The organism is Sphingomonas sp. CD22, from assembly GCF_034556155.1.
Classification (GTDB): Bacteria; Pseudomonadota; Alphaproteobacteria; order Sphingomonadales; family Sphingomonadaceae; genus Sphingomonas.
Genome location: NZ_JAYDYX010000007.1, coordinates 146,764 through 164,633, shown reverse-complemented (window position 1 = coordinate 164,633; position 17,870 = coordinate 146,764). Strand labels below are relative to the sequence as shown.

Here is a 17,870-nt window from a genome sequence, read left to right as displayed (position 1 = left end):
CGCGGACCCCGGAACGGGTCCGGGCCGACGGCGTGGGTGGGGGAAGCGTAATGCGCATCACGACGGCAGCTCCGCCGGATCGAGCGGCGTTTCGTGCGCGACCACCGCGGCGGCCTTCGCGCGGATCGCCGGCGGCGCGGCGATCAGGCCGCGGCGGACGAGCGGTCCTTCCGGTCCCCATGCGCGGGTATAGCTTTGCAGGAAATCCTTGAGGCCGGGAATCGCCTTGAGATGCGCGATCTTGACGTAGAGGTACAGGGGCCGCGACCCCGGATAGGCGCCGGCGGCGATCGTCGCATAGCTCGGCTTGACCCCGTCGATCGCGACGCCATCCACCGTGCCGGCATTCTGTTCGAGGTAGCTGTAGCCGAACACGCCGATCGCATCGGGATTGGCGGCCAGTTTCTGGACGATCAGATTGTCGTTCTCGCCGGCGTCGACATAGGCGCCGTCCTCGCGCACCCGCGTGCACAGGATCTTGTGCGCCTCCGGATCGCTGCGGGCGAGCGCCTTGGCACGCGGATCGATCGCCTCGCAACCGCGCGTCAGGATCAGTTCGGCGAGCGCGTCGCGCGTGCCGCTGGTCGCGGGCGGGCCATAGACCTGGATCGGCGTCGCCGGCAGTGCCGGATTGACGTCGCGCCAGACGCGCGCGCGGTTGGCAACGCCGCCCGGCGCCGCGGCAAGCGCGCGATAGAGATCGGCGGGGGTCAGCATCATCCCCGGTCCGCTCCCCGCGGGTCGCCGTGCCTCGGCGAAGGCGATGCCGTCGATGCCGATCTGCACCTCCATGATCGGGCCGACGCCATTGTGCGCGCAGATGCGATATTCGCTGCGCTTCATCCGTCGCGAGGCATCCTCGATATCGGGATGCGCCGCGCCGAGCCCGGCGCAGAACAGCCGCATCCCCGCGCCGGTGCCGGTCGATTCGATCACCGGCGCCTTGGCATCGGGTTGGTTGGCGACGAAGGTCTCGGCGACGAGCGTGGTGAACGGATAGACGGTCGACGATCCCACCGCGGTGATCTGGTCGCGCGCACCACCGCCGCCGCCGTTCGCCTGATCCTGGCAACCGGCGAGGCAGAGCGCCCACATCAGCAGCGGGCCAAGAATTCGAACGCGCATCATGTCCCCGCGAGCGACTCGACGTCGCCACGATCCGCCTGTGTGACGGTTACGTTACCCTTTGATGACACCGGCTTCGGCGAGCGCATCGGCCGGCGGCAAGGCGACGGTGACGCTGGTGCCGATGCCGACCCGGCTGACGATGTCGAGCCGGCCGCGATGCCGTTCGACGATATGCTTGACGATCGCGAGGCCGAGCCCGGTGCCGCCGACGCTGCGGCTGCGGCCGGGATCGACGCGATAGAAACGCTCGGTCAGCCGCGGGATGTGCTGCGGCGCGATGCCCTCGCCCTCGTCGCTGACGGTGAGGCGCAGCAGGTTCGACGGATCGAGCCCCAGCACCACCGTCACCGGCGACCCCGCCCGGCCGTATTTCATCGCATTGCCGATCAGATTGTGCAGCAACTGCGACAGTTGCGCCTCGTCGCCGACGACCTCGGGCAAATCCGGCTCGATGGTCACGCCGACGTCCTGCGCGCGCGGGCTGTGCGCGGCGGCGATCTCGGCGGCGACATCCTCGAGCAATTCGCTCAGCGACAGCCGTTCGCCGGGCAGCCGGTATTTCTCCGCCTCGATCCGGGAGAGCGAGATCAGATCCTCGACCAGCCGCTGCATCCGCCGCGCCTCGGCGAACATCACGTCGAGAAAGCGACGCCGCAGACCCGGGTCCTCGCCCGCCTCTTCGTTGAGCGTCTCGATGAAGCCGAGGATCGAGGCGAGCGGGGTGCGCAATTCGTGGCTGGCGTTGGCGACGAAATCAACGCGCATCTTCTCGGCGGCGTAATTGCCCGATTGGTCGACGAGATGGACGATGCGCGCACCGTCGGCGGTTTCGCCGGTGCGCATTTCCCAGCGCTGGTCGGGGGTGCCGAGGCCGACCAGTTCGACCGGCCGGCCGGGCAATGCCGCGCCCGAGGTCAGCCGGTCGGCGGCGGCGGGATGGCGGATCGCGACACGCACGTCCTCGCCGACGATATGGCGGCCGAGCAGCGCGCGCGCCGCGGTGTTGGCGCAGGTGACGACGCCGCCGCGGACCAGCAGCACCGGCTCGGCGATGACGTCGAGCACCTCGCCGAGCAGCACATTGGCATCCGGCCCGGCATGGCGCGCGGCGGCGATCCCCTGGTCGCCGCGCCCCATCGCCGCCAGCGCCGCCGCCACCGCGCCGACGCAGGCGATCGCGGCGCCGTCGGGCCGCCCGTCGACGAGGAACACGCCCGCACCGGTGCCGAAGGCGATTCCCAGCGCGCCGCTGAGCCGTTGGACGAATCGGGAAGCCATGACGCGTGGCTAGCCGAGCTTGGCCGCGGCGGGGAGGGGGGATGTGGTCCCAGGCCTCGGGATGATCGAGCCGCCGGGCTCCCGCCCCATCCTCCCCCTCCACCACTCGGCTGACGCCGAGCGGTCCCCGTCCCCTTGGCGGGGGAGGTATGAGGCGGGCGTAATTCCTCCCCCGCCAGGGGGAGGTGGCGCGGTGAAGCCGTGACGGAGGGGGGAGGGCAGGGCGGGAGCCCCGCGACTTCATCGCCCCCGACCGTCGCACCGGAATTTCCCCTTCGTCCCGGCACCGCACATTTCCTGCGCTTGCCAGTGGTTAGCGAATGTGAAAGGCAGTGGCGGTAGCAGGGGTGCCATGAGTGACGAAACGCCGGTCGACGGCTACAATCCAGCGCAGGCGGGACCGGCGGAGCCGGACGATGCCGCCGTCGCCACCCGGCGCCGCGTCCTGATGCTCGGCGCGGTGACCGCCGGTGCGGTGGTCTCGATCCGTCCGGCGCTCGCGCAGACCGCAGGTTCGGTGATGACCTGCGAGATCCCGGTGCCCGATCTGGGGCGCGCCGGCCGCTTCATCGATCCGGCGGGCAACGTCGTCGCGCCCGGCACCAAGGGCGCGTTCCCGCCCGCCTCGCGCCCGTTCAAGGGCGAAGAGGTCAAGCGTGCGCTCGCCGGCGCGCAACTGCCCGGCACGACATATGAGAGCAACCGCGCCTATGTGAGCTATATCCGCAGGTTGCAGCGCGGGCAGGGCGGCTTCACCTGCTTTGCCTCGTTGCAGATGCCGCGCGGCTGACGCCTTGCGCTACCGCGCCCCGGCCGACGCGGCGCTGCTGACCGCCGAACTCGACGCCTTCACCGCCGTCTTCCATCGTCCGTCCGGGATCACGCATCTGCTGGTCAGCCCCGCGCCCGAGATCGTCGCGTTGCTCGCCGACACGCCGCTCGACCTCGATACGCTGCTGGTCCGATTGGGCGAGCGCTACGATCTCGCCGACGCCAGCCGCGACGCGCTGGCGGCGCGGCTCGACGAACTGGTCGCGGCGGGGCTGGTCGAGGCTCTATGAGGCACGTCTTCACCGTACGGATCGGCCCGATCGGCTTTCGCGTCGGCAGCGACTGGCGTGCGCCGATCGACGCCTTGCTCGAACTCTATCGTTATTATCCCTCGCCCAATCTGCCCGATTTCACCGTACGGCTGGAGGCGACGCATTGGTGGCGGCGCTGGCTGCGCCCGTCGATCCGCATCGCCGGCGACTATATGCTGCCGGAGGCGGCGCCGCTGCCGCTCGCGCAGGGGCTGCTCGCCGCCGAAATGGCGATGAACCTGCAACTGGCGCTGGGTGGCCGCCGCTATCTGCTGCTCCATGCCGCCTGCGTCGAGCGCGACGGGCGCGCGCTGCTGCTCACCGGCGAATCGGGTGCGGGCAAGTCGACGCTGGCGACGCTGCTGGCGGCGCGCGGCTGGCGGTTCATGAGCGACGAATTCGCGCTGATCGATCCCGAGACCGGGCTCGTCCACCCGTTCCCGCGCCTCATCAGCCTCAAGAACGAAGCGATCGCCGCCGCGATCGCCGCGCGGCCCGATGCCAAATTGGGGCCGCTGCTCACCGGCACGCCCAAAGGCGACATCCGCCATATGGTGCCCGACGCGCTCGCGGTCGGCGCGATGGACGAGCCCGCGGCGCCGGCGATGCTGCTCTATCCCCGCCACGGCTTCGCGGCGGAGACGCGCGGCGTGCTGCCGTCGGAATCGTTCGTCCGGCTGACCCAGGCGTCGACCAATTACGTCGCGCTCGGCGAGGCGGGGTTCGGCGCGCTGACCCGGCTGGTGCGCGCGACGCCGGCACACGCGATCGACTATCCCGACGGCGCGGCGGCGATCGCGCAGGTGGAGGCGTTGTGGCGGACGCTCTGATCCTCGCGGGCGCGCTCGCCGACCCGCAGTCGCTGGCGCTCGACACCGACTGGATCGGCCTCGTCACGACGGCGCGCGCGGAGCAATTGCTCGGCACGCTCGCCTATCGCCTCGATGGCCTGCCGCTGCCCGAGGATGTCGCGCTGCTGCTCGCCGATGCCCGTGCCGCCGCCGAAAACGGCCGCCGCGCCGCTTTGTGGGAGGCGGAGATGGCGCGGCGCGCGCTCGCCGGACTGGAATGTCCGGTGGTGCTGCTCAAGGGGACGGCGTTCGTCGCCGCCGGCCTGCTCGCCGGGCGCGGCCGCTCGATCGGCGATCTCGACATCCTCGTGCCGCGCGCGTCGCTCGACGCGGTCGAGGCGGCGCTGCTCGCGGCGGGGTGGGAATGGGTCAAGCCCGATCCCTATGACGACAGCTATTACCGGCGGTGGATGCACGAGCTGCCGCCGCTGATCCATCGCACGCGCGACCGGATGATCGACGTCCACCACACCATCCTGCCGCTCACCGCGCGGATCACACCCGGTGCGGCGGCGCTGCTGGCGCAGGCGCGGCCGCTCGGCAACGGCCTTGCCGTGCTGTCGCCCGACGACATGCTGGTCCACGCCGCCGCGCATCTGTTCGCCGACGGCGACCTGGCGGGTGGCCTGCGCAACCTGTGGGACATCCACTGCCTGATCGACGATCACGGCTGCGAGGGCGCGCGGGCGCGGGCGGCGGAGCACGGCCTGTCGCGCGAGGTCGCACGCGCGTTGCGGCTCACGCACCGGTTGTTCGCGACGCCGGTCGATCCGGCCTATCGCACGCTGGCGCGGGGCGACGCGCTCTACCTGCGCCGGCTGCTCGCGCGCGACGATTGGGGCCGGCCGATCCGCCCGGCGACGCGGCTGGCCTTCTACGTCCGCTCGCACTGGCTGCGCATGCCGCCGGCGATGCTCGCGCGGCATCTCTGGGCGAAGTGGCGGCGGGGCTAGCCGCCGGGTCGGTGTCCCAGCCGCTCCAGCGTCGGGATCAGTTCGTCATAGCCGTCGATGATCGCATCCGCGCCGAGGTCCGCCACCGGCTGCATCAGGAAGCCGAACGAACAGGCGACCGTCGGCAGGCCCGCCGCCTTGCCCGCCTCGATATCGAAGATCGAATCGCCGACGAACGCCGCGGTGCCGCCGCCGCAGCGCGCCAGCATCTCGTAGATCGGCTTGGGGCTGGGCTTGGCGTTGCCCGGCCCCATCGTGTCGCCGCCGATGATGCAGGCGAAGCGGCCGGTGAGATCGAGCGCGCCGAGCAGCTTGCGGGCCAGCCCCTCCAGCTTGTTGGTCACCACCGCCAGCCGCGCGCCGCGTGCGGCGAGCGCATCCAGCGCCTCGAGCACGCCCGGATAGGGCTGGGTCAGATCGGCGATATGCGCCTCGTAATGGTCGAGCAGCCGCCGGTGCAGCACGTCGAGCGTCGCCTCGTCGCAGCCGCCGGTCGCCGCCATGCCCTGCGCGAGCATGCGGCGCGCGCCGCCGCCGATCATCGGCTTGACCTGCGCGACGCCGAGCGGTGCGCGCCCGACCGAGGCGAGCGCATGGTTGACCGCCGCGGCGAGGTCGCCGCTGGTATCGAGCAGCGTCCCGTCGAGATCGAATCCGACGATGTCGAACGGAGCGTCGGGAGACGGACGGGGCGGTGAATTCGACGTCATATCCGTGCGCCGGTGGCGGGTCGGTATGGAATTGGCAAGTCTTCCGTGGCAGCAGGACGGCATGACCACATCTCTCGCCGTCATCATCCTCGCCGCGGGCAAGGGCACGCGGATGAAGTCCGATTTGCACAAGGTGCTGCATCCCATCGCCGGGCGGCCGATGCTGCTCCACCTGATCGACAGCCTCAATCGCGCCGGCGCGACGCGCCGCGTCGTCGTGGTCGGCGCCTCGGGCGAGCAGGTCGAATCGGCGGTGGCGTCGACCGGGGTGGAGATCGCGTGGCAGCGCGAGCAGCTCGGCACCGCGCATGCCGCCTTGCAGGCGAAGGCGGCGCTGGCCGATTTCGACGGCATCGCGATCGTCTGCTTCGGCGACACGCCGCTGCTCGGCAGCGACACCGTCGCGCGGCTCGCGGCGCGGCTCGAGGCGCCCGACGCACCGACCGTCGCGGTGCTCGGCTTCCGCCCCGCCGATGCGCGCGCTTATGGCCGGATCATCGCGGCGAGCGACGGCACGATCCGCAAGATGGTGGAATATAAGGACGCGAGCCCCGCCGAGCGCGCCGTCGAATTGTGCAATTCGGGCGTCACCGCGGTGCGCACGCGCGACCTGTGGCGGCTGCTCGAAGCCGTCGGCAACGACAATGCGGCGGGCGAATATTACCTGCCCGACGTGGTGACGCTGGCGATCGCCGACGGCGGCCGCGCGGTGTGTATCGAGACTGGCGAGGACGAGGTCGCCGGCATCAACAGCCGCGGCGAGCTGGCGGCGGTCGAGGCGGGTTGGCAGGCGGCGCGGCGGGCGCAGGCGATGGCCGACGGCGCGACGCTGATCGCGCCCGAGACGGTGTGGTTCAGCCACGACACCGTCGTCGGTCGCGACGTGGTGATCGAGCCCAATGTCGTCTTCGGCCCCGGCGTCACGATCGCCGACGGCGTCGTCATCCACGCCTTCAGCCATATCGAGGGCGCGACGATCGGCGCGAAGGCGGAGGTGGGACCCTATGCCCGGCTGCGTCCCGGCGCGACGCTGGGCGTCAAATCGAAGGTCGGCAATTTCGTCGAGATCAAGAAGGCGGTGCTCGGCGAGGGCGCCAAGGTCAACCATCTCTCCTATATCGGCGATGCCGAGATCGGCGCGGCGGCGAACATCGGCGCGGGCACGATCACCTGCAATTACGACGGCTTCTTCAAATACAAGACACAGATCGGCGCCGGCGCGTTCATCGGCTCCAACTCGGCGCTGGTCGCGCCGGTGTCGGTCGGCGACGGCGCGATCGTCGCGGCGGGATCGGTGCTGACGCAGGACGTCGAGGCCGGCGCGCTGGCGCTGGTCCGCCCGCCGCAGGTGGCGAAGCAAGGCTGGGCGACGCGCTTCCGCGAGCGGATGGCGGCGCGCAAGGCTGGCCAGTGATATCGGCGCGTGATATCATCGTGGCATGACTCGCATCCTCGCCGATCTGCCCGACGACGACGTCAAATGGCTCGACGCGCGTGCCGCCGAGCAGGGCAAGTCGCGCGCCTCGCTGTTGCGCGAGGCGGTCGCCAGCTATCGTGCCGAAACGCCGCCGTCGAAAGATACGAGCTGGCTCGACGATGCCTTCGGCCTGTGGAAGGACCGGACCGACATCGGCGATGCGGTCGAATGGCAGCGCCGCGAGCGGGCGTCCTGGACCCGCCCGTGGGATGACGATTACGAGGACGTGAAAGCCGAATTTCCGGACCTGTTCGATGCGGAGGACGATCGTCAGCGCCAGATTTATCTGGATATGAAAAACGGTCGTTTGTGATCGCGCGCTCGTTCGACAGCAATATCCTGATCGATGCATTGAACGGGCACGAGCCGGCGCATGCCGAGATCGCTTCCGCGACCTATCTGCACATCAGCCGCGTGACGTGGATCGAGGTGCTGTCGAAGGTCGAGGAAGATCAGTTGCCGGTGGTGCATCGCTTCCTCAACCGCTTTGAGATCGACGAACTCGACCTCGTTATCGCACAACGCGCGGCCGCGCTCCGCCGGGAACGGCGGCGACTGAAGCTCGCCGACGCGGTCATCCTCGCCTCGGCGCAGGAACACGGCCGCATCCTCGTCACCCGTAACATCAAGGATTTCCCGGCGACCATGCCGGGCATCCGTGTTCCCTACCTCCTCTGAAGGCAGACCCCGATCATGTGTGGAATCGTTGGAATCGTCGGCGCTGAAGAAGTCGCGGATCGTCTGCTCGACGGGCTCAAGCGCCTCGAATATCGCGGCTACGATTCGGCCGGCATCGCCACCGATCATGACGGCGCGATCGAGCGCCGGCGTGCCTCGGGCAAGCTCGTCAACCTCGCGCGCGAGCTGGCCGCGCATCCGCTGCCCGGCACCACCGGCATCGCGCACACCCGCTGGGCGACGCATGGCGGTCCGACCACCAACAACGCGCACCCGCATGCGACCGAGGAGGTCGCGGTCGTTCACAACGGCATCATCGAGAATTTCAAGCCGCTCCGCGACGAACTGATCGCCCGCGGCCGCGTCTTCACCAGCGAGACGGATACCGAGGTCGTCGCGCACCTCATCAGCGAGAAGGTCGAGGCGGGGATCGATCCCGTCGGCGCGGTGCGCGAGGTGCTGCCGCGCCTGCACGGCGCCTTCGCGCTCGCCATTCTGTTTCGCAAGCATCCCGAATTGCTGATCGGCGCGCGGCTCGGCTCGCCGCTCGTCGTCGGCCATGGCGACGGCGAGACCTATCTCGGCTCCGACGCGCTGGCGCTCGCGCCGCTGACCCAGCGCATTGCCTATCTCGACGAGGGCGATTGGGTCGTCTGCACCGCGGACGGCGCGCAGGTCTACGATCGCGACAACCACCCGGTCGAGCGCGCGATCACCATCTCCGGCGTCACCGGCGAGCTGATCAGCAAGGGCAACCACCGCCATTACATGCTGAAGGAGATTTACGAGCAGCCGATCGTCGTCGCCCAGACGTTGCGCTCGTACCTCCAGCGGATGGAGGAGCGCGTCACGCTGCCGATCCCCGAATTCGATCTGTCGAGCATCAAGCGCGTCACCATCGTCGCCTGCGGCACCAGTTTCTACGCCGGCATGGTCGCCAAATATTGGTTCGAGCAATTCGCCCGCGTCCCCGTCGACCTCGATGTCGCGTCCGAATTCCGCTACCGCGCGCCGGTGATGGAGCCGGGCGGGCTCGCGCTGTTCATCAGCCAGTCGGGCGAAACCGCCGACACGCTCGCCGCGCTGCGCCACGCGCGCTCCGAAGCGCAGACGATCGCGGTCGTCGTCAACGTGCCGACCAGCAGCATGGCGCGCGAGGCCGACCTTTTGCTGCCGACGCATGCCGGACCGGAGATCGGCGTCGCCAGCACCAAGGCGTTCACCTGCCAGCTTGCGGTGCTTGCCGCGCTCGCCGCCAATCTCGCCCGCGCCAAGGGCAAGCTCAAGCCGGGCGAGGAGCGCGACATCGTCCGCCACCTCGCCGAGGCGCCCGCTGCCCTGAACGGCGCGCTCGCCTATGACGAGGCGATCCAGGCGATGGCCGGCGTGATCGCGAGCGCGCGCGACGTCCTCTATCTCGGCCGCGGCACCGATTATCCGCTGGCGCTGGAAGGGGCGCTCAAGCTCAAGGAGATCAGCTACATCCACGCCGAAGGCTATGCCGCCGGCGAGATGAAGCACGGCCCGATCGCGTTGATCGACGAGAACGTGCCGGTGATCGTCATCGCCCCCTCCGGCCCGCTGTTCGACAAGACGGTGAGCAACATGCAGGAGGTGCAGGCGCGCGGCGGCAAGGTCGTCCTCATCAGCGATTACGACGGTATCCAGGCGGCGGGCGAGAATTGCGTCGCGACGATCACGATGCCGAAAGTCCATCCGCTGATCGCGCCACTAGTCTACGCAGTGCCGGTGCAGCTGCTCGCCTATCACGTCGCGGTGGCGAAGGGGACGGACGTCGACCAGCCCCGCAACCTCGCCAAATCGGTGACGGTCGAATAACCACGCCGCTGGCTATCGCGGTCGCCGATTGCGGGCCGGCGGGGTTCGCCGCGGTACTGCTACCGGTGCGCGATGGCCACCGCGTTACTCCGGTCTACCAATCCGACAGCCGCGTCCTGCCGTTCGTGCGCGACCGGCTGGTCGGGCCATCGTCCGGGCGCTGGCCGGCGAACCGCGTACAGGCGGCGATGGCCGGCGGTCTGATCGGGCGGTTGCTTGCGTCGCTTGCGCTGGCCCTCGCCTAACCTGCTGTTGTCGGCTAACGCCCGCGCCCTAAGGAGAAACGATCGTGGTCAGCGTCCCCCCTCTGGTAGCCGGTATCGAATTGGGTGGGACCAAGATCGTCTGCCTGCTGGCGCGCGGGCCGGATGCGATCGAGGATCGCGTGCAATTGCCGACCACGCGGCCCGAAGAGACGCTGGCGGCGATCGAGCATGTCCTCGACGGCTGGGGCAGGTTCGATGCGCTCGGCATCGCCAGCTTCGGCCCGATCTCGATCGACCGGCATGCCGCCGATTACGGCCATGTCACCTCGACCCCCAAGCCGCATTGGGCGGGGACCGACGTCGCCAAGCGGCTCGCGGCGCGCTACGAGGTGCCGACCGGTTTCCATACCGATGTCGTCGGCGCGGCGCTGGCGGAGGCGCGCTGGGGCGCCGCCGAGGGGCTGCGCGATGTCGCTTACGTGACGGTCGGCACCGGCATCGGCGTCGGCCTGATCGCCGGCGGCGTGCCGGTCGACGGCCTCACCCATAGCGAATTGGGCCATATCCGTCCCGACCGGCTGGCCGGGGACGACTGGATCGGCATCTGCCCGTTCCACGGCGGCTGCCTCGAAGGGCTCGCCGCCGGCCCCGCGATCGGTGCGCGCGCCGGCAAGAAGGGCGAGGACATCGCCGCCGACGATCCGGTCTGGGAACCGGTCGGCCATGTCCTCGCACAGCTCTGCCACACGCTGGTGCTCACCGGCGTGCCGCGGCGGATCGTGATGGGCGGCGGCGTGATGGTCGGCAACGACCATCTCTTCCCGCGTATCCGTGCCGCGATGGTCAAGAGCCTCGCCGGATATATCGCCTTGCCCGAGATATCAGAGCCCGCGTTCGTCGTCCCGCCGGCGCTCGGCGGCAATGCGGGGCCGCTCGGCGCGATCGTGCTCGGCGGCCAGGCGCTCGAAGATCAATTAAAGTCGTTCACGGCCCTTTAACCGTATTTGCTTACCTCTTCGCCAACGAGGAGAGGGAAGTTCGTGTCGATGACTGCCGCCGCACCCGAACGCCTGCCGCGCAAGCGCCTGCTCGTCGTCGACGACGAACCGGCGATGCACGACAGCTACGTGCGCAGCTTCGCCCGCCGGCGCGGCGCGGACGAGGATGCGCTCGGCGTGATGGCGGCGGATCTGTTCGGCGCCGATGCCGCGCGCGATCCGGACGAGCCCGAGCCGTTCGAACTCACCCTCTGCCACCAGGGGCATGAGGCGGTCGCCGCGGTCGAGGCGGCGCAGGCGGCCGGCGCGCCGTACACCGTCGCCTTCATCGACATCCGCATGCCCCCCGGCATCGACGGGCGCGAGACCGCGCGGCGCATCCGCGCGCTCGATCCCGAGATCAACCTGTGCATCGTCACCGGCTTCTCCGATTTCTCGCCGATCGAGATCAGCAAGGTCGCCGGCCCCGCCGACAAGATCTTCTACATCGCCAAACCCTTCGAGGTCGCCGAGATCATCCAGACCGCGACCGCGCTGGCCCGCCGGTGGGAGGTGGACCGCGAACTCGCCGCCGCGCGGACGCAGCTCGCGCAGCAGATCGTCCAGCTCGAGGAACAGGCGGCCGAACTCGCCGCCAACGAGAGCCGCGCGCTCCACATGGCGACGCACGATTCGCTCACCGATGCCCCCAACCGGCTCGCCTTCCTGCGCGCGCTCGGCGATCGCGCCCGTCGCCCGGGCCTGTTCGCGACCGCGATGTTCGATCTCGACCGGTTCAAGATCGTCAACGACACGCTCGGCCATCTCGCCGGCGACGCGCTGATCCGCGACGTCTACGCCATCCTTCAGGCGCATGCGCCCGAGGGGGCGGTGGTCGCGCGGCTCGGCGGCGACGAATTCGGCGTGCTGTTCGATGCCGCCGGCGAGGAGGCCGCGGTGATGGCGTGCGACCGCATCGTCGCCGCCTGCGCGGGCACGCATCAGGTGTTCGGCAATTCGGTGCAGAGCGGCGCCTCCGCCGGGGTCGTCGTCGTCGAGGGCAGCGGCTGCGACCCGATCGACGCGCTGCGCCGCGCTGACCTCGCGCTCAACGACGCCAAGCGCGCCGGCCGCAGCGTCACCCGCCTGTTCGACGAGAGCATGGACGAGGGCATCCGCTTCCGCCGCCGCGTCGAACAGGGCCTCGCCGCCGCGATCGAGCGCGGCGAGCTCAGCCTCGTCTATCAGCCGATCGTCGGCCGCAGCGACCTGGAGGTGATCGGCTTCGAGGCGCTGGTGCGCTGGAATACCGAGGAATATGGCCCGATCAGCCCGGCGATCTTCATCCCGATCGCCGAGGAATCGAACGTCATCCACGACCTCGGCGACTGGATCCTCGACGAGGCGCTGAAGACGGTGCAGCGCTTCCCCGGCCAATATGTCTCGGTCAATTTCTCGCCGCGCCAGTTCCGCCGCCACAATTTCGTCGGCCACGTCATGGAGAGCGTGCAGCGCGCCGGCGTGCTGCCGGGCCGCGTGCAGATCGAGATCACCGAAACCGCGATCTTCGACGATGCCGAGCGCGCCGCCGAGACGCTCTATCGACTGCGCCAGATGGGCTTCCGCATCGCGCTCGACGATTTCGGCACCGGCTATTCCTCGCTCTACAACATCCGCAAATTCGCGCTCGACAGCCTCAAGATCGATCGCAGCTTCATCGACGGCATGGGCCGCGAGCGCGAGAGTGCGGCGATCGTCCATTCGATCATCCACCTCGGCCGCGCGCTCGGGCTGGAGGTGATCGCCGAGGGTGTCGAAACCCCCGCGCAGGTACAGGCGCTGCGCCTCGCCGGGACCAGCCATCTGCAGGGCTTCTTCTTCTCGCCGCCGGTGCCCGCCGATCTCGCGATCGCGCTCGCCGAGCGGCGGGTGATCGGCGGCGCGCTGGGCGACCGGGCGGATACCGGAACCGGCAGCTGATGCGCGCGCCCGGGCTCGCCACGCGATCCCTGCGCGCGCGATCCGGCCGGGCGATGTCGCTCGGCGCCAAATTGGTGCTGATCCTCACATTGGTCGGCGTCGCCGGTGCACTCGGCATCACCGTGCTGCTCGCCGGCATCATCACGCCCAGCTTCGATGCGCTGGAGGCGAAGGCGGTGCAGGGACATGTCGACCGCACCCGCGCCGCGCTTTCCGACTATGCCGCCAAGGTCGAGACCGCCGTGCGCGATTACGGCAATTGGACGCAGGGCTACGACTATATGGCGACGCCGCCCCCGGCGTCGCCCGCCGCGGCGGCGTTCGAGCGCAACGGCGTCTCGCGGCTCGCGCTGCGCGATCTCGGCGTCCAGGGCATCGCCTATGTCGCTGCCGACGGCGGCGTCCGGGTCGCGCGCTGGCGCGATGCGTCCCCGGCGCCCACCCGCCGCGCGATGCAGGCGGCGCTGGCGCAGGTCGCCACCCGCACCGATCTCGCCCGCATCCTCGGCAACAGTATGTCGGCGCATTTCTACGCGCGCGTCGGCCCCGCCATCGCGGCGATCGGCGTCGCGCGGGTGCGCCGTTCCGACGGCAGCGGCGATCCGCACGGCTATGTGCTGATGGCGCGCGAACTGACGTCGCGCCAGCTCTCCGACCTGCTGCGGCTCGACGCGCGGATCGGTCCGGCCGCGGACGCCGGCGGGCGCGTCGCCTCGGCGCACGGCCGGATGACGATCGCGGTGCCGATCCGCACGCCCGACGGTCGCGCGATCGCCACCGCGCGCTTCGACGTCACCCGCGACGCCACCTCGCTCGGCCGGCGCATGCTGTTGTTCGCCGCCGCCGGATCGACCTTGCTGCTGCTGATCGTGCTCGTCGTGCTGCGCCGGGTGATCGCGCGGCTGGTGCTGGCGCCGCTGCAGCGCGTCGAGCGTCACATGCAGCGCGTCCGCGCCTCCGGATCGATCGCTTTGTTCGAGGGCGACGGCCGCCGCGACGAATTCGGCTCGCTCGGCCGCAGCCTCAACGCGATGCTGTCGCAGCTCAAGGACCTGCGCGAGCAGATCGAGGTGCAGAGCTTCGCGCTCGGCCGCAGCGAAAGCGCGGTCGCGGTGATGCACAACGTCCGCAACGCGCTCACCCCGATCAGCACCATCCTGACCCAGGGCATCGCCCAGTCGCCGCCGATCGATCGCGCCACCGTCGAGCGCGCGCTCGCCGAACTCGCGCTCGATACGCTCCCGCCCGATCGCCGCGCGCGGCTCGCCGCCTTCGTCACCGCCGCCTTCGCCGCCGAGGTCGCCGGGCGCGAGACGATGCGCGGCGAGCTGCGCGTCGGTCGCGAGGCGATGGCGCACGTGCTGGAGATCATCGGCCAGCAGCAGCAGCAGGCGCACGACCGCCCGCATCTCGAAAGCTGCGACCTCAGCGACATCGTCGCGCGCAACGCCGCGATCGCGCGTTATGCCGATGCCGCCTCGATCGCGTTCAGCTTTCCCGCCGGGCCGCATTACGTCCGCGCCAATCGCGTCATCCTCAGCCAGGTGATCGGCAACCTGCTCGGCAACGCCGCCGAGGCGGTCGCCGCCACCGGCAGCGACAGCGGCAGCATCGGCGTGTCGATCCACCAGTCGGGCGACGTCGTCACCGTCCATATCCGCGACGACGGCGAAGGCTTCGACGCGGCCACCGGCACGACCGTGTTCCAGCGCGGCTTTTCGACCCGCGCGCACAAATCCGGTGGCCTCGGCCTGCACTGGTGCGCCAATTCGATGACCGCGATGGGCGGCACGCTGCGCCTGGAGAGCGAGGGCCGGGGCAGGGGCGCGGTCGCCATCCTGACGCTGCGCGCCGCCACGCCGGATCGCGCGGCATGAATCCGAGCGTATCTGTTTGATCTTCGACGCGGATTGTCGCTGCTCCACGTCCTGTTGCAGACGGGCAACGTAACAGAACGGTTACGCCAATGCCGCCATTCTGTCATTCGGCCTGCCTAGCCCGCCCGCTTGGACGCTCCCCGGGAGCGCGAGGGGGACGTGGTGATGAAGAATGTTGCACTGATGGCGGGCGCTTCCGCGCTCGGCCTGTTCGCGGTGCCCGCGGCGGCGCAGAGCAGCGATGCGGCGCACGACACCGCGACCGCGCAGGAGGCGGCGCAGGCCGACGTGCAGACCGACGCCGATATCGTCGTCGTCGGCACCGCGCAGGGCGAGAAGAAGGCGATCGAGACCAAGCGCCGCGCCGACAATTTCGTCGAGGCGCTCTACGCCAACGATGTCGGCAAACTGCCCGACCAGAATGTCGCGGAGGCGGTGCGCCGCCTGCCCGGCCTGTCGGTCGCCAACGACCAGGGCGAGGGCCGCTATGTCATCATCCGCGGCATCAACCCCAATCTCGTCAACGTGGTGCTCAACGGCCTGACGTTGCCGGCGCCCGAGCCCGATGGCCGTCAGGTCAAGCTCGACGACATCCCCTCGGCGCTGATCAACTCGATCGTCGTCACCAAGTCGCTGACCGCGGATCAGGACGCCAATGCGATCGGCGGCGAGGTCAACATCCGCACGCTGACCGCGTTCGACCGCAACAAGCCGCTCTTCGCCGACGCGCGCATCCAATATGGCGCCTATCACATCAACGGCGGCCATCCGTGGGAGGGCGACGCGCAGGTCGGCGGCCTGTTCGGCCCCGATGGCCAGTTCGGCGCGGTGCTCTCGGTCAATTATTCGAAGCGGCCGATCGAATCGGAGAATTTCCAGGGTTCGACGAGCTGGCGAGTGCCGGCATCGTCTACCGGCGCGAACCAGAGCTACGTTCTGCCCGACCAGCTCGGCCTGCGCGATTACAATCTGACGCGGACCCGCAAGGGCGTCGTCCTCAATCTCGACTGGCGGCCGAGCGACGCGGTCAAGCTGTTCCTGCGCGGCACGTTGTCGCGCTTCGACGACAATGAGACGCGCGACCAGTTCATCATCGACAACCAGTCCGCCTTCGCCAATCAGACCGCGACCACCGGCACCTTCCGCGGCCGCGGCAGCGTTCGCGTCCGCCGCCGGCAGGAGACGGACAACACCAAGTCGGTGCAGGGCGGCGGCAGCTTCGCGCTCGGCGGCGATGCGACGCTCGATCTCGCCGGCGGCTGGACCCGCGCGCAGAAGCGCGATCCGCTGCGCTCGGAATATAATTTCCGCACCGGTGGTACTGCGCTGACCGTCAATTACGACGTCTCCGACACGCCCTATGTCTTCACGCCAACGGTGCAGCCCAACGCCAACCAGAGCGCCTATGGCTTCAACAGCGTCAATTACGAGACGCGCAATGCGGTGGAGACCTTGTGGCAGGGGCGGGCCGACGTCACCGTGCCACTAGGCCTCGGCAGCGACAGCAGCATCAAGGTCGGCGCCAAATATCTCGATCGCCACAAGACCAATGCGCGCGACGTGCTCAATTACGGTCTCACGACCGGCCGCAGCTTCACGCTCGCCAACGTTTCCTATCTCGGCGACACCAGCTTCTACGATGGCGCCTATCCCTTTCCGGTGCGCATCGGCTACGATCGGGCGCAGGCGTTCCTCGCCGCCAATCCCGGCACGATCGCGGTCAACGTCGCATCGAGCCGCACCAACAGCCTCGCCAACGACTATGACGTGCGCGAGAGCATCGCGGCGGGCTATGCGATGGCGACGCTCCACCTCGGCACGCTGACGTTGGTGCCCGGCGTCCGCGTCGAGAACACCCGCGACCGGACCAAGGGCAAGCTGATCACCGCCGCCTCGGCGCTCGACGCCGATTACAACGCCTTCGGCCGCAAGAGCTACACCGACGTCTTCCCGGGCCTCAACGCGAAATGGGAGGTGACCGACGGCCTGATCGTCCGCGGTGCCGCGACCACCGCGATCGGCCGCCCGAACTACCCCGACCTGTCGCCCTATGTCGCGGTCGACACGACCACCTCGCCGACGACGGTCACGCTCGGCAACCCCGATCTCAAGCCGTACAAGGCGGTCAATCTCGACGGCGCGGTCGAATATTATCTGCCGGGGCAGGGGCTTTTGTCGGTCGGCTATTTCTACAAACATATCGACGACCCGATCTACACGGGCACGCGGATCGGCCAGACGGGGACCTATGCCGGCCAGGCGCTGACCGGCGTCAGCGTCGTCCAGCCGCTCAACCTCGACAAGGCGGAGGTGCAGGGGATCGAGGCGAACGCGCAGGTCCGCTTCACCTTCCTGCCCGGCGCGCTCGACGGCTTCGGCTTCGCGGTCAATTACGCGCATATCACCGGTCATGGCAGCGGCACCGTTCCCGGCCAGCCGCCGCGCACCGGCGACCTGCCGCTGTTCCTCCAGTCGCGCGACGTCGGCACCGCGCAAATCTTCTACGAGAAATACGGCGTCGCGATCCGCGCCGCTTATTCCTATCGTTCGCCCTATCTCGACACGATCGGCACCAGCGCCGCGACCGACCAATATACCGACAGCAACGGCCAGCTCGACGTCAACCTCAGCTATGAGGTAACGCCGCAGCTCACCTTCTTCGGTCAGGCGCTCAACCTCACCGACGCGGCCTGGCGCCGCTATATCGGATCGAAGCCGCAATTGATCGAGCGCGAACGCTACGGCTACAGCTTCCGTTGGGGCGCCCAGCTCCATTTCTAGGCGGCGGTGGACGGTGCTGCGACAGGTGCGGCACCCGACGGGTAGCGTTCGCT

General features: G+C 69.4%; 16 protein-coding genes. 13 read left to right on the top strand and 3 right to left on the bottom strand.

Annotated features, from left to right (window positions below):
• Positions 1–57 precede the first annotated feature (57 nt).
• Both SFC76_RS14780 and SFC76_RS14775 read right to left on the bottom strand, forming a co-directional pair.
• A complete protein-coding gene (locus SFC76_RS14780) occupies positions 58–1,125 on the bottom strand; it encodes a substrate-binding domain-containing protein (protein WP_322850177.1) in 1,068 nt (355 codons plus the stop codon).
• A gap of 54 nt (positions 1,126–1,179) precedes the next feature.
• Complete coding sequence (locus tag SFC76_RS14775; protein ID WP_322850176.1) at positions 1,180–2,406, bottom strand: sensor histidine kinase; 1,227 nt, start codon at positions 2,404–2,406, stop codon at positions 1,180–1,182.
• A gap of 352 nt (positions 2,407–2,758) precedes the next feature.
• On the opposite strand from SFC76_RS14775, the gene SFC76_RS14770 reads away from it, so the two are divergent.
• Genes SFC76_RS14770 through SFC76_RS14755 form a run of 4 tightly spaced genes read left to right on the top strand, consistent with a single transcriptional unit; the run spans position 2,759 to position 5,292 of the window.
• Positions 2,759–3,196 (top strand): hypothetical protein, encoded by a 438-nt coding sequence (locus SFC76_RS14770; RefSeq protein ID WP_322850175.1) that lies wholly within the window; start codon positions 2,759–2,761, stop codon positions 3,194–3,196.
• A 4-nt stretch (positions 3,197–3,200) separates the two neighbouring features.
• A complete protein-coding gene (locus tag SFC76_RS14765; RefSeq protein ID WP_322850174.1) occupies positions 3,201–3,467 on the top strand; it encodes an HPr-rel-A system PqqD family peptide chaperone in 267 nt (88 codons plus the stop codon).
• Entirely contained in the window at positions 3,464–4,318 is an 855-nt protein-coding gene (locus tag SFC76_RS14760; protein WP_322850173.1) for an HprK-related kinase A, read from the top strand. Before SFC76_RS14765 ends, SFC76_RS14760 begins: the two co-directional genes overlap by 4 nt.
• The gene (locus SFC76_RS14755) at positions 4,303–5,292 is read left to right on the top strand and encodes a nucleotidyltransferase family protein (protein WP_322850172.1); all 990 of its coding nucleotides are present in this window, start codon (positions 4,303–4,305) and stop codon (positions 5,290–5,292) included. The genes SFC76_RS14760 and SFC76_RS14755 overlap by 16 nt, the downstream gene beginning before the upstream one ends.
• Here SFC76_RS14755 and SFC76_RS14750 read toward each other — a convergent pair.
• The gene (locus SFC76_RS14750) at positions 5,289–6,002 is read right to left on the bottom strand and encodes an HAD-IA family hydrolase (RefSeq protein ID WP_322850171.1); all 714 of its coding nucleotides are present in this window, start codon (positions 6,000–6,002) and stop codon (positions 5,289–5,291) included. The genes SFC76_RS14755 and SFC76_RS14750 overlap by 4 nt on opposite strands.
• Positions 6,003–6,063: 61 nt before the next feature.
• Here SFC76_RS14750 and glmU point away from each other — a divergent pair, with 61 nt between their 5' ends.
• From glmU to SFC76_RS14705, 9 genes are all read left to right on the top strand, one after another.
• Positions 6,064–7,416 carry a bifunctional UDP-N-acetylglucosamine diphosphorylase/glucosamine-1-phosphate N-acetyltransferase GlmU gene (gene glmU / locus SFC76_RS14745; protein ID WP_322850170.1) on the top strand — a complete coding sequence of 451 codons (1,353 nt, stop codon included), beginning with the start codon at positions 6,064–6,066 and terminating at the stop codon, positions 7,414–7,416.
• Positions 7,417–7,441: 25 nt separating this feature from the next.
• Positions 7,442–7,792 (top strand): ribbon-helix-helix protein, CopG family, encoded by a 351-nt coding sequence (locus SFC76_RS14740; protein WP_322850169.1) that lies wholly within the window; start codon positions 7,442–7,444, stop codon positions 7,790–7,792.
• Positions 7,789–8,157, top strand: coding sequence for a PIN domain-containing protein (locus SFC76_RS14735; RefSeq protein ID WP_322850168.1), 369 nt, complete (start codon positions 7,789–7,791; stop codon positions 8,155–8,157). Before SFC76_RS14740 ends, SFC76_RS14735 begins: the two co-directional genes overlap by 4 nt.
• Positions 8,158–8,172: 15 nt before the next feature.
• Entirely contained in the window at positions 8,173–9,996 is a 1,824-nt protein-coding gene (gene glmS, locus SFC76_RS14730) for a glutamine--fructose-6-phosphate transaminase (isomerizing) (protein WP_322850167.1), read from the top strand.
• A gap of 65 nt (positions 9,997–10,061) precedes the next feature.
• Complete coding sequence (locus SFC76_RS14725; RefSeq protein ID WP_322850166.1) at positions 10,062–10,241, top strand: hypothetical protein; 180 nt, start codon at positions 10,062–10,064, stop codon at positions 10,239–10,241.
• Positions 10,242–10,285: 44 nt separating this feature from the next.
• On the top strand, positions 10,286–11,200 hold the full coding sequence (locus SFC76_RS14720; RefSeq protein WP_322850165.1) for an ROK family protein: 915 nt from the start codon (positions 10,286–10,288) through the stop codon (positions 11,198–11,200).
• Between the two features lie 48 nt (positions 11,201–11,248).
• Positions 11,249–13,159 carry a putative bifunctional diguanylate cyclase/phosphodiesterase gene (locus SFC76_RS14715; protein ID WP_322850278.1) on the top strand — a complete coding sequence of 637 codons (1,911 nt, stop codon included), beginning with the start codon at positions 11,249–11,251 and terminating at the stop codon, positions 13,157–13,159.
• A gap of 53 nt (positions 13,160–13,212) precedes the next feature.
• Positions 13,213–15,036 (top strand): ATP-binding protein, encoded by a 1,824-nt coding sequence (locus SFC76_RS14710; protein WP_322850164.1) that lies wholly within the window; start codon positions 13,213–13,215, stop codon positions 15,034–15,036.
• Between the two features lie 165 nt (positions 15,037–15,201).
• Entirely contained in the window at positions 15,202–17,817 is a 2,616-nt protein-coding gene (locus SFC76_RS14705) for a TonB-dependent receptor (protein ID WP_322850163.1), read from the top strand.
• The last annotated feature ends 53 nt before the right edge of the window (positions 17,818–17,870 follow it).